Source organism: Marinobacter santoriniensis NKSG1 (assembly GCF_000347775.1).
GTDB classification, from domain to species: Bacteria; Pseudomonadota; Gammaproteobacteria; order Pseudomonadales; family Oleiphilaceae; genus Marinobacter; species Marinobacter santoriniensis.
Genome location: NZ_APAT01000022.1, coordinates 110,227 through 122,018, shown reverse-complemented (window position 1 = coordinate 122,018; position 11,792 = coordinate 110,227). Strand labels below are relative to the sequence as shown.

At 61.2% G+C, this 11,792-nt stretch carries 9 protein-coding genes; 6 read left to right on the top strand and 3 right to left on the bottom strand.

What is annotated here, in order from left to right; translation table 11 throughout:
* The first annotated feature begins 24 nt into the window (after positions 1-24).
* The 6 genes from MSNKSG1_RS14690 (at position 25) to MSNKSG1_RS14665 (ending at position 7,168) form a co-directional block, all read left to right on the top strand.
* Complete coding sequence (locus tag MSNKSG1_RS14690) at positions 25-840, top strand: NYN domain-containing protein (protein ID WP_008940076.1); 816 nt, start codon at positions 25-27, stop codon at positions 838-840.
* Positions 841-1,075: 235 nt separating this feature from the next.
* Positions 1,076-2,530, top strand: coding sequence for a YfcC family protein (locus MSNKSG1_RS14685; protein ID WP_008940075.1), 1,455 nt, complete (start codon positions 1,076-1,078; stop codon positions 2,528-2,530).
* A gap of 24 nt (positions 2,531-2,554) precedes the next feature.
* Positions 2,555-3,784, top strand: a complete 1,230-nt coding sequence (locus MSNKSG1_RS14680) for an arginine deiminase (RefSeq protein WP_008940074.1) — start codon at positions 2,555-2,557, stop codon at positions 3,782-3,784.
* An 18-nt stretch (positions 3,785-3,802) separates the two neighbouring features.
* The gene (gene argF, locus MSNKSG1_RS14675) at positions 3,803-4,804 is read left to right on the top strand and encodes an ornithine carbamoyltransferase (RefSeq protein WP_008940073.1); all 1,002 of its coding nucleotides are present in this window, start codon (positions 3,803-3,805) and stop codon (positions 4,802-4,804) included.
* A gap of 1 nt (position 4,805) precedes the next feature.
* Positions 4,806-5,717: a carbamate kinase gene (gene arcC, locus MSNKSG1_RS14670; protein WP_008940072.1), complete on the top strand. Its 912-nt coding sequence runs from the start codon at positions 4,806-4,808 to the stop codon at positions 5,715-5,717.
* A gap of 191 nt (positions 5,718-5,908) precedes the next feature.
* The gene (locus tag MSNKSG1_RS14665) at positions 5,909-7,168 is read left to right on the top strand and encodes an NAD(P)/FAD-dependent oxidoreductase (protein WP_008940071.1); all 1,260 of its coding nucleotides are present in this window, start codon (positions 5,909-5,911) and stop codon (positions 7,166-7,168) included.
* Between the two features lie 11 nt (positions 7,169-7,179).
* Here the strand turns inward: MSNKSG1_RS14665 and MSNKSG1_RS14660 are convergent, their stop codons facing one another.
* From MSNKSG1_RS14660 to MSNKSG1_RS14650, 3 genes are all read right to left on the bottom strand, one after another.
* Positions 7,180-9,441 (bottom strand): ATP-dependent DNA helicase, encoded by a 2,262-nt coding sequence (locus MSNKSG1_RS14660; RefSeq protein ID WP_008940070.1) that lies wholly within the window; start codon positions 9,439-9,441, stop codon positions 7,180-7,182.
* Positions 9,438-11,153, bottom strand: coding sequence for a VRR-NUC domain-containing protein (locus tag MSNKSG1_RS14655; protein WP_008940069.1), 1,716 nt, complete (start codon positions 11,151-11,153; stop codon positions 9,438-9,440). Before MSNKSG1_RS14655 ends, MSNKSG1_RS14660 begins: the two co-directional genes overlap by 4 nt.
* Before the next feature lie 69 nt (positions 11,154-11,222).
* On the bottom strand, positions 11,223-11,666 hold the full coding sequence (locus tag MSNKSG1_RS14650; protein WP_008940068.1) for a DUF4864 domain-containing protein: 444 nt from the start codon (positions 11,664-11,666) through the stop codon (positions 11,223-11,225).
* Positions 11,667-11,792: the final 126 nt, after the last annotated feature.

The following is an 11,792-nucleotide window of genomic DNA, read 5'->3' as shown; positions in this document are numbered from 1 at the left end:
AATCTCTGCTTTCGGGAGTCAGCCATGAGCCACCGCAACATTGCCATCCTTATCGATGGTGGCTTCTTCCTCAAGCGCCTTCCCAAGCTCGTAAATGCCGATGGTTGCGATACCATAACCAAAATAGCCGATTGCATTCGCCGGATGTGCAAGCAGCACATTAGATCTTTGACGGGCGACAGCAATCGACAGTGGCAGCAGCATGTTTACCGAATTTTCTTCTACGATGCGCTGCCTTACGACGGCAAAGCCCACCACCCAATAGATAATCGTGCTATCGATTTTTCCAAGTCTGATGTCGCGAGGCAACGTCACGAACTGTTCGATGCTCTCAGAAAACAGCGAAAAGTCGCGCTTCGGCTGGGAAAGGTCAATAAAGACAGTGATTGGACCATCAATCCCAAGTACACGAAAAAACTTCTGAAGACCCGAGAGTGGTTGTCCGCGCTTGATCAGATTCCCTCGCCAGACGGTGATTCGATGCCTGATGAGACCAAACTAACCCTGTCACCCGAACAAACTCAGAGCCTGCTTAAACTGCGGGATCTGTGGGACACACTGGATGGTGGCACCGTAAGTCTGGGACTCCGGCAGAAAGGTGTGGATATGCGAATTGGCATCGATATCGCGTCACTGACGCTCAAACAGCAGGTCGATACGATCATTCTGGTAGCAGGCGACAGCGACTTCGTTCCTGCCGCTAAAATGGCACGGCGTGAGGGCATTGAATTTATCCTCGATCCGCTTTGGCAGGAGGTCAACGCTGATTTATTCGAGCATATAGACGGCCTTCAATCTGGCCTTCCCAAGCCCGGTAGCCGAACGCCTCCCCACGGATAAAAAAACCGCCGATAGCACTTGTGAAATTGCGTAAGGCCAACCCGGCGGCGACATCGAAGCGGGCGGTTAAAAATGGGGGGATTACCCCCGAATCTTATGACTGAAATCAAACCCTGGCTCGAAACTTTCCCTGTCGCAATCGAAATCGGCCCTGCGGACTCGACGTTACAGGATTCCAGTGCTTGATTGTTATGGATCGCCATCAATTGCTGGCACCAGGGAAAGGAGAAAAGCGATGATCCCGTCCGACGAACCCAACCTCCCCGAAGAGCACAAGAAAGACCTGGCATCCCGTTTTCCCACGGCCTACACGATACTATTCGGACTTATCGTGCTCGTGGCCGCGCTGACCTGGATCATCCCCGCGGGGCAGTACGACCGGGTACAGAATGACGAAGTAGGCCGCGAAGTGGCCTTACCGGGCACCTACAAGGAAGTAGATCCGAACCCACAGGGATTTGTCGACATCATGCTTGCGCCGGTCTCAGGGTTCTACGACCCGGACAGTTATGTCGCCAACGCCATTGATGTCGCTCTGTTCGTGCTGTTCCTCGGCGGGTTTCTGGGCGTCACCAATGCCACCGGGTCCATCGATACCGGCATAAAGACGGCCATGAGGCGAATGTCCGGGCGTGAAATCTGGATGATACCGATTCTCATGGGCCTGTTCTCCATTGGCGGCACCACCTATGGCATGGCCGAGGAGACGCTGGCCTTCTACGCCATACTCATTCCCGTGGTGATATCCGCCGGCTACGACGCAGTCACCGGCGTGGCCATCATCCTGATCGGGGCGGGCATCGGCGTATTGGGTTCCACCATCAATCCGTTCGCGACGGTGATCGCCTCCAACGCCGCCAGTATCCCGTTCACCGACGGCATCGTTGCCAGGTTCATCCTGCTGGTCGGCGGGCTTCTGATTTGCGCAGCCTATGTCATGCGATACGCCCGGCGGGTCAAGGCCGACCCGACGCGGTCTGTGGTGGCCAAGCAGCTCGAGGCCCACCGGAAACTGTTTCTGCAGGATCATGAGGAAGGGTTCGAGGAGGCACGACTCACCACCACCCAGAAACTGGTCCTGGTGGTCTTCGCCCTGACCTTTGTGGTCATGATCTGGGGCGTTTCCTCACAAGGCTGGTGGATGGCCCGCATGGGCGCACTGTTCCTTGGTGCGGCCATCGTGATCGGTCTCATCGGCCGACTTGGGGAAAAGGGCCTGACCGGCAGTTTTGTCGACGGCGCCCGGGATCTCCTGGGTGTGGCACTGGTGGTCGGACTGGCCCGGGGCATCGTGGTCATCATGGAACAGGGGCTGATCGCCGACACCATTCTGCATTCTGCCGAGCAATCGGTGGGCGGTCTGTCCAACCTGCTGTTCATCAACCTGATCTTCTGGATTGAAGTGGGCATGAGTTTCTTCGTGCCATCCTCCTCCGGCCTGGCGGTACTCTCGATGCCCATCCTCGCGCCGCTGGCGGATTTCGCCGGGGTCGGCCGGGAGCTGGTGGTAACGGCGTACCAGTCCGCCAATGGTCTGGTGAACCTGATCAACCCCACCTTCGCCGTTGTGGTCGGCGGACTGGCGATCGGCCGCGTCTCCTACGATCGCTGGCTGGCCTTCATCTGGCCGCTGCTACTGATACTGACCATCTTCATCTCTGTGGTGATCAGTGTCTCGGCACTGATCTGAACCGTCTCCAAAGGAGCTAACGCCATGGACAAGTATACACTGGGCGTGCATTCGGAAACCGGAACCCTGCGGCAGGTTATCGTCTGTCGACCCGGCCTGGCCCACCGCAGGCTCACCCCCTCCAACTGTGACGAACTCCTGTTCGACGACGTGTTCTGGGTCAAGCAGGCCCAGAAAGATCACGATGTCTTTGTCCAGTTGATGCGGGCAAGGGGCGTGGACGTTCTCGATGTAAATGACCTTCTGGCCGAGACTCTCGACATCCCCGAGGCCCGGCAATGGATTCTCGACCACCGGATTACCAACAACTATGTGGGCATGGGGATGCTGGCGGATTTGCGGGCCTGGATGGACCAGCTCCCGGGCCGAACCCTGGCCGAGTACCTGATGGGCGGCCTCCGGGTATCCGACCTGCCCTTCGATACTTCCGGTTTATTCGGCAACCACCTGGGCGCACTCGGATTTGTGCTGCCTCCGCTGCCGAACTTCCTGTTCACCCGTGACAACAGCGCGTGGATCTACGGCGGGGTCACCCTCAATCCCATGTACTGGCCCGCGCGGAAACCGGAAACCCTGCTGATGGCCGCGGTCTACCGTTTCCATCCGACGTTTGCCGGCAAGGTCAACGTCCACTGGGGCGATCCGCTGCAGGACCATGGCCTGGCAACGATTGAAGGCGGTGATGTGATGCCCATCGGTAAGGGCACGGTCCTGGTTGGAATGGGCGAGCGCTCATCGCCCCAGGGTGTGGGACAGCTGGCGAAATCACTGTTTGACAGCGGCCAGGCCGAACGGGTGATCGCCTGCCAGATCCCGAGGGCCCGCGCGTCCATGCACCTGGATACCGTGTTTACCTTCTGCGGTGGCAACGTGGTGACGACCTTCAAGGAAGTGGCCGACGAAATTATCTGCTACGACCTGTATCCGAGCACCGACAACCACCCGTTCCGATTCCACCGCGATTCGCGGCACCTGTTTGAGGTCGTCGCCGAGATCCTGGGGTACCCCAGCCTGGAGGTCGTCCCCACAGGAGGCAACGACCCGGCCGAACGGGAACGGGAGCAATGGAACGACGGTAACAATGTGCTCGCTCTGAGTCCGGGGGTGGTGGTGGGTTACGACCGCAACGACGACACCAACGCGGCACTGGAGGCGGTCGGTATTGAGGTGCTGGCCATGCCCGGCGCCGAACTCGGTCGCGGACGCGGAGGCGGACGGTGCATGAGCTGCCCCACCATCAGAGATCCGGAGTAATCGGAAAGGAGAACGATCATGGCGTTTAACCTGAAAAACCGCCACTTCCTGACACTGCAGGACTTTTCGCCCCGGGAAATCGAATTCCTGCTGAAACTGTCGTCCGACCTGAAGACCGCAAAATACGCCGGTACCGAGGTGCCACGACTCACCGGCAAAGACATTGCACTGATTTTCGAGAAAAATTCCACAAGAACCCGGGTCGGCTTTGAAGTGGCCGCCTACGATCAGGGCGCCCGGGTCACCTACCTGGGGCCTACGGGCACCCATATCGGCCATAAGGAATCGGTCAAGGACACCGCCCGGGTATTGGGGCGGGTCTATGACGCCATCGAGTACCGGGGGTTTGGCCAGTCGGTGGTCACTGAGCTGGCCCAATACGCCGGCGTTCCGGTGTTCAACGGGCTGACCGACGAATTCCATCCGACTCAGATTCTGGCGGATTTTCTCACCATGCGGGAACACGTGGAGAAACCGCTGCGGGAGGTGGCGTTTGTGTTTATCGGCGATGCCGGCAACAACATGGGGGACAGCCTTCTGCTTGGGGGCGCCAAGATGGGCATGGACGTGCGACTGTGCGCGCCCAAAGCCTGCTGGCCCAAGCCGGAGATTGTCGATGAGGCGCGGCAGATCGCGGAGCAGACCGGCGCCCGGGTGATGATCACCGACAATCCGGATGAAGCCGTCCCGGGTGTCGATTTCATCTATACCGACGTCTGGGTCTCCATGGGAGAGCCCAAGGAGAAGTGGAAGGAACGGATCGCCCTGCTCAGCCCCTATCAGGTCAACGCCGATCTCATGGCCAAAGCGGGAAATCCGCGGGTTCGGTTCATGCACTGCCTGCCGGCCTTCCACAATACCGACACCACGGTCGGCCGGGAGATGCATGAGGAATTCGGCCTGTCCGCCATGGAAGTGACCGACGAGGTCTTCGAAAGCGAAGCCTCCATCGTGTTCGACCAGGCGGAAAACCGCATGCACACCATCAAGGCGGTCCTTGTCGCGACGCTGGGAGGCTGACATGCTGATTGTTGCAGCCCTCGGCGGTAACGCCATGCTCCAGCGTGGCGAGCCCTTGACCGAGGACAACCAGCGGGAAAACATTCGCAAGGCCGCCAAACCCCTGGCGGATCTTGTCCGGGCCGGCCACCAACTGGTGGTGACCCACGGCAACGGCCCCCAGGTTGGCCTGCTGGCCTTGCAGGGCATCGCCTATAAACCGGATGAACTGTTCTCCCTCGATGTCCTCGGGGCCGAATCCGAGGGCATGATCGGGTACATGATCGAGCAGGAGCTGGAGAATGAACTGGACCACTCCGTGCCCGTGGCAACCCTGCTCACCCAGGTTATTGTCGATGCCGACGACCCTGCCTTCTCTCATCCCACCAAATTCATTGGCCCGGTGTACGACCAGGCTGAAGCGGAGACCCGGGCAGAGCACCTGGGCTGGGACATCGCCCGGGATGGCGACAAATGGCGCCGGGTGGTGGCCTCTCCGGCACCCGCCGAAATCCCGGACCTGAACATCATCCGGTTTCTGATCGACAAGGGCGCCATCGCCATCTGTGCCGGAGGCGGCGGCATCCCGGTGATCCGACGGCAGGACGGTAGCCTGACGGGCGTCGAAGCGGTGATCGACAAGGATGCGGTCAGTGCCCGGCTGGCCACTGAAATTGGTGCAGACCGCCTGTTATTACTGACCGATGTCGACGGTGTCTACCGGAACTTCGGTCAGCCGGATGCTTCCCGCGTGGCCGAGATGGACACCTCGGAGGTACAGAATTTCCAGGCTCCCGCCGGCTCCATGGGCCCCAAGCTGAGCGCTGCCAGAAATTACGCAAGCCAGGGCGGCATGGCTGTCATTGGCAACCTGAAGGATGCCCTGGCAATGATTGAAGGGGACGCCGGAACCCGGATCCGAAAGATCACCTGAAGGTGACGCCAGTCACCGATACCCCCTTTCAAACCGGACAACGAGTGGCTGGCACACCCTGGAGTGATGCGCTCGCGCCATTATATTACTATTTCGTATAACGTTAGATTCATTGGTTTGCTAGTATGGTAGGTAATTCGCGTCAAAGCCGATCCAATACATCGTGCATTACAAGAAAAGAGGTCAGAGTCATGAGCGCAACGCCTACCCCCCAAACCGCCAGCCGAGGCCATACCGTCCTGATTGTGGGTGGAGGAGCCGCCGGCATCTCGGTTGCCGCCAGTCTCCATAAGCGGGACCGGTCGCTCGATATCGCCATCATCGAACCATCCTCGACCCACCATTATCAGCCAGGCTGGACCATGGTGGGCGGCGGCATCTTCCGGACCGAACAGACCAATAAACCGATGAGCGATGTCATGCCAGGGTTTGTAACCTGGTACCAACAGAGCGTTCAGTCGGTGAATCCCGAAGAGAACCAGGTTGAGATGGCGGACGGCTCCCGGATTACCTACCGGTTCCTGGTGCTGGCGCCAGGGCTTGAACTCCACTGGGAAGGCATCGAAGGTCTGAAGGAGGCGCTGGGGCAGAACGGCGTTACCTCGAATTATCGGGAAGGCCTGGCCAGATATACCTGGGAAAACGTCCAGAAGCTCAAAAATGGTCGTGCCCTGTTCTCCCAGCCGCCGATGCCGATCAAGTGTGCCGGGGCACCGCAGAAAGCCATGTACCTGTCTTCAGACTACTGGCTGCGTCATGACGTGCTGAAAGACATCAATGTGGAATTCCACAATGCCGGTGGCGTCCTGTTCGGCGTGCCGGCCTACGTGCCTGCCCTGGAGGAGTACATCCGGAAATACGGCATCAACGTCAACTTCCAGAGCAACCTTGTGGCGGTCAATGGCCCGGCCCAGAAAGCGACGTTCCGCCAGACCGACGCCGACGGCAACACCGAGGACCGTGAAGTCGACTTTGACATGCTCCACGCTGTGCCACCCCAGCGCGCCCCGGAATTTATCCGGGAATCATCGCTGGCCAATGAGGGTGGCTGGCTGGATGTGGCGGATGACACATTGCAGCACAAGCGTTTCGACAATGTATTCGGGGCGGGCGATGTGAACGGAACGGGCAATGCGAAGACCGCCGCCGCGGTGCGCAAGCAGGTGCCCGTCGTGGCCGAGAACCTGATCAGCGCGCTTCGCGGACAACCGCTGGAAGCCGCCTACCTTGGCTACGGCTCCTGTCCGCTGACAGTGGAAAACGGGCGCATTGTGCTGGCGGAGTTCGGTTACGGGGGACAGCTGCAACCCAGCTTCCCGAAATGGCTCAACGACGGCACCAAAGCAACCCGGGCCGCCTGGTGGCTGAAAGCCAAGCAATTGCCCGGGCTGTACTGGCACGGCATGCTCAAAGGCCACGAATGGCTGGCCAAGCCGGCGCCCAGGCAGTGATGGCACCGGGTTCACCCTGACCCGGAACCGGGCGGGGCGAACCACCAGCGGGGGAGCAGGTTCTGTATCTGCGCCCCCATGAATCGGTCGTCGATCAGCCAGATCACACCCCGGTCATCCGGGGTGCGAATCACCCGCCCCGCCGCCTGGGCTACCTTCTGGATGCCCGGAATCAGGTAAGTGTACTCATACCCCGCACCAAACCGTTGCTGCAGGCGCTGTTTCAGGATGTCGTGCCAGGCATCAAACGGTGGCAACCCCAGTGTCGCGACAAAGGCGCCAATCAACTGGTCCCCGGGCAGGTCGATGCCCTCACTGAACACACCCCCCAACACCGCAAACGCCACCGAAGGCTCCGGTTGCCGGAATTCCGCCAGGAACCCCTCGCGGGCCCCCTGACTCATACCGGGTGTCTGGCATCGTTGAGGGATATCCGGCGCCCGGCTGGCAAGCGCTTCGCTGAAAGCCTGCAGGTACTGGAAGCTGCTGAAAAACGCCAGATAGTGGCCGGGGCGCTCCCGGAACTGACGGGCGATGACCTCTGCAATCGGCACCAGGGATGCCTCCCGATGAACCTGGCGAGTGCTGATCCGGGGGGTGAAATGAACCTGCAGCTGATCGGCACTGAACGGACTGGGCAGCGAGGTGAAGGCGGCGGTCTCCGGCAGGCCGAGCAAGTCCCGGTAGTAGACGCCCGGGCTCAGGGTTGCGGAAAACAACAGGACCGACTCCGCCGCGGCAAACCGGTCTTTCAGGAAATCCGCCGGAATCAGGTTCTGGATGGTGAGCCTGGCCCGGCCGCGACCGGAGCGACGGAACTCACACAGGGAGTGATCGCCAAAGGTGTCGGCCAGCTTCATGAAACTCACACTCTCGAACAGCAGCTCCTGCAACGCCAGATCCGGAGGGTGATCCGCCAGATAATCGGTGAGCGCCGATACCAGCCCCTGCAGGCTGCCGATCAGCCCCGGGGGCAGGGCATCGAGGAACACGGGGCCATCCGGATCCTGTTCCCGGACCAAGCCCTGCCAGGCACGGGCCGTCCGGTCGAGGGCCTTCTTCAGCGGCGCCGGTGCCGTTTTTTTCACCCGTAACAACCGCTGCTGGTCCAGCTCAACGGAATACATCCCCCGGGCCCGGTCCACCAGGTTGTGGGCTTCATCCACCAGCACACTGGCCCGCCACTGATTCTGGCGGATCAGGCCGTGCAGCAGGGCGGACTGGTCGAACAACCGGTTCACATCCCCGACCACCACATCACTCCACCGGGCCATTTCCTGGGCCAGGAAATAGGGACACACCTCATGGCCGGCGGCAATGCGGGCGAGTTCCTCCCGGGTCAGGGTGCCGGCCCCCACGGCCTCGGCGCGGGCATCCGGCAGGCGATCGAAAAAGCCGCGGGCCAGGGGACAGGATTCGCCATGGCAGGCCTTGTCCGGATGTTCACAGGCATCGTCTTTCGCCACCAGTTCCAGCACCCGCAGTGGCCAGGACCCCGTTTTCGGCTGAGCTTTCTTCAGCCGGTCAACCGCATCGAGCGCCAGCTGCCGTGCGGTGTTACGGCAGGTCAGGTAGAACAGCCGGTCCTGGTCGGAACGGCCCACAGCCATCAGGGCCGGAAATAGGGTGCCCAGCGTTTTGCCCAGGCCTGTCGGCGCCTCCAGCAACAACGTCCCGGCGGTCATGGCATTCTTGTACACGGTTTCGGCCAGTTCCCGCTGTCGCGGCCGGAATCGGGGAAACGGGAAGGACAGGCTGGTCAGGCGCTCATTGCGTTGCTCCCGGTGGTGATCTTCCTGTTCGGCCCACAACCGGAATTGCTGGCACAAGCCTTCCAGTTCCTGCCAGAGTTCATCGGCCGTTGCAGACTCGGTCACCGGGGTCTCCCGATCCCGGCCAACGTCGTAATACACCAGCACCAGTTCGACCACCGGGAGGCTTTCCTGCCGGCACAACAGTGCCCCATAGGCGCGGAGCTGGGCCCGATGCAGGGCCCGCTGATGATCGCGGATGCGCGACAGATCACCCCGGTGGGTCTTGATCTCCTCCAGCCGGCGCCGGCCCGGATGGTAACCATCCACCCGCCCGGAAATCTTTATTCCCAGGCACTCTCCGGTCAGTAAATACTCGCTTCTGTAATCGCTCGTCCGCCGGGACTGGATCAGCTGGTGGCCGGCAATACCTTCGGCGGCCGAGGGCGCCGGGGTATACCGGAAATCCAGATCGCCGGTCCGGGCGGCGAATTCGCACAGGGTCCGAACCGCAACCTTCATGGCACCTCCTCCTGCCCGGACTCGTCCTGCCAGCGCACATAGAGTACACTGGCCGGAATCCCCTCACTGGCAAAGAACGCCAGCCATCGGCGCTGGTGATCCTGCAGCCGGTCGCCCGGGCCTTTGACCTCCACCATCTCGTAGCGGCGTGCCTCGTCGGCTTCCCCGGGGAAGAACCGGATCAGGTCCGGAAAACCGCTGCGATGCTCCCGGATGTTGTGAAGCAGGCGCCTGAACAGGGATTTCAGGTGCCGCGCGGGAATGCAGTCCAGGGCCAGTTCGATCAGCTCGACCGACAGAGCCGGCCAGATCACGAAGGGGTTGGCCAGGCCCTGTTTGGCCTGCCAGGTGTCCAGGATCCGCGCCCGGTAGCTGCCGTTGTCCAGACTCGCGAAACAGGCCTCAAAATCCGAACGACGACGCTCCGTGAAATCCTCCCGGGTCAGGTCTGCCGGACCCACATGAAAGGGATGGAAAAACGCACCCGGCACCGGTTTGAAGATCACCGGCCAGCACAGCAGACCGAACAGGCCGTTGATCAGGGTGTTCTCCACGTAAATCGCCGGTGCGTCGGACCGGTCCAGGTACGCAGCCGCAGCCCCTTCCACGGATCCCGACAAGGGGCGGGGCAGGAGCACCGACCGCTCGGCAATTTGCGGAGCGGGAATCGGCGTCGGCCGGGGCTCACCCACTTTCGGGGCCAATCGCTTCAGAATGCGCTCCAGCCCCTGTTGTTCGGCATCCCCCAGGTCTGTTTCCTGCCAACGTCGGGCGATTTCCCAGGCCTCCCGGAACCGCTTCATCCGCTCCAGCAGCCGTAACTGTTTCAGTCGTGCCTCGCGATGGCCGCTCTGTGCCCACACCGCCAGTGCCAGTTCCCGATCACCCTGCCGGTCGGCTTGGCGGCCCAGTTCCAGCAGCAGCCTGTCCCGCCGGCTGGCCAGCCAGGGATTGTCCACCGGACCCGGAACCCTGGGCCAAACCTCCGCGGCAGGCCAACCCTCTTCCAGCGCGTCACGACAGGCCTGCATCAGGAGATAGCAATCGACCTGGTCACGCCGGGAAAAGGCCCGGGATTCGGCGCTGAAAGGCACCTGTTCGTACTGTTGATAGCCCAACTCCACCAGAACGAAATCGGACCAGGTTTGCCGGAGATTGCCGAAGAACATCAGCCGAACCCGGTCAAACAGCGCCATATAGCGCAAACGCACCACCCCGGCGCTAGTGTCAGGCAGCCAGTCCGACACCGGCCTCGGTTCGTCATGCACGTCCGCGAGTGCCAGTCGCATCGCCGCCTTGGACAGTGTGCGGGGCACGCCAAGCCGTTCCAGGGTGGGGGCGAAAACCGGCCGCAGTTCGGCGAGGGTAAACAGACGGAAAAGGTCGTCGAGATCCAGCTCGGGCGCCGGATCCAGCCAGTCGTCTGCGTTCAGCCGGGCCAGGGCGTCGGGCACCGGCGCCCCAAGCTCGGGGTAGGCCAGCTTGTCAGCACGGAAGAGCTCGCCGGTACGCATGATCAGCCGGGTCAGCAGGGCCCGCTCCGGTATGGCGAGGTCCATAAAGGCCTCCAACCGCCGTGTCTCGACCTTGTCCAGCAGATCCCGGTGGTGGCTGAGTACCCAGCGCACGACGGTTTCCATGTTTTCAAGGTAATACAATGGGTTGGAGAGATCCGCACTGGACGGTTGCTCAGGAAACTGCGCTCGGGCCATCTGAGATAGGTACTACCTGAAGGCGTTTGGATGAGGAAACCCTCACTTTACGATGAAGCCCTCTGTCACTCAAATGCCCATATCGGCCGGCTGCATGACCACGCCGGAGACCTTCCACTCACCATCGATCCGGACCATGCGATAGTAGGCGTCCCAGCGTTTGCCTTCCGGGCCGGACAGGTGCACCACCTGGATGTCGAAATCACCATGAGGCACCCGTTCGGCAAACTCGATACTGCTGGCGCGATACACCGCCGGATAGGTCTGGCGGACCATGTCGACGAACAGGTCCGGTGAACCGAACCGTCGCCGGACACCGTCGGAGGCATATTGCCAGGCGGCGGCCTCATCGTCGTTTGCAAACGCCTCAATCTGTCCGAGAATGGTGTTGTGTATGGCCCGGTCGTTATCTTCAGACTCCGCACCGGGCACCGGCGACACCATCAGAAGCAGCGTGATGCCCAGGACCAGCAACATCAGCCCGAGCCGGACTTCAGTTCGTTTTATACGCATTCCTCGACCCTCCGTTTCGGGGCGATATGGTCAATGTACGGACAAAGCCCGCGCGCGGACTCCCGGGTCCGGTCATTTGCGGTCTTGATTGCAGGCCCCTGTCGGGTCAGGATTGGAACGATCAGC

Excerpts from the sequence above, each read along its gene's own strand:
- MSNKSG1_RS14650 (WP_008940068.1), bottom strand. The coding sequence starts at position 11,666 with ATGCGTATAAAACGAACTGAAGTCCGGCTCGGGCTGATGTTGCTGGTC.
- MSNKSG1_RS14680 (WP_008940074.1), top strand. The coding sequence starts at position 2,555 with ATGGACAAGTATACACTGGGCGTGCATTCGGAAACCGGAACCCTGCGG.
- MSNKSG1_RS14660 (WP_008940070.1), bottom strand. The coding sequence starts at position 9,441 with ATGAAGGTTGCGGTTCGGACCCTGTGCGAATTCGCCGCCCGGACCGGC.
- MSNKSG1_RS14685 (WP_008940075.1), top strand. The coding sequence starts at position 1,076 with ATGATCCCGTCCGACGAACCCAACCTCCCCGAAGAGCACAAGAAAGAC.
- MSNKSG1_RS14690 (WP_008940076.1), top strand. The coding sequence starts at position 25 with ATGAGCCACCGCAACATTGCCATCCTTATCGATGGTGGCTTCTTCCTC.
- arcC (WP_008940072.1), top strand. The coding sequence starts at position 4,806 with ATGCTGATTGTTGCAGCCCTCGGCGGTAACGCCATGCTCCAGCGTGGC.
- MSNKSG1_RS14655 (WP_008940069.1), bottom strand. The coding sequence starts at position 11,153 with ATGGCCCGAGCGCAGTTTCCTGAGCAACCGTCCAGTGCGGATCTCTCC.
- argF (WP_008940073.1), top strand. The coding sequence starts at position 3,803 with ATGGCGTTTAACCTGAAAAACCGCCACTTCCTGACACTGCAGGACTTT.
- MSNKSG1_RS14665 (WP_008940071.1), top strand. The coding sequence starts at position 5,909 with ATGAGCGCAACGCCTACCCCCCAAACCGCCAGCCGAGGCCATACCGTC.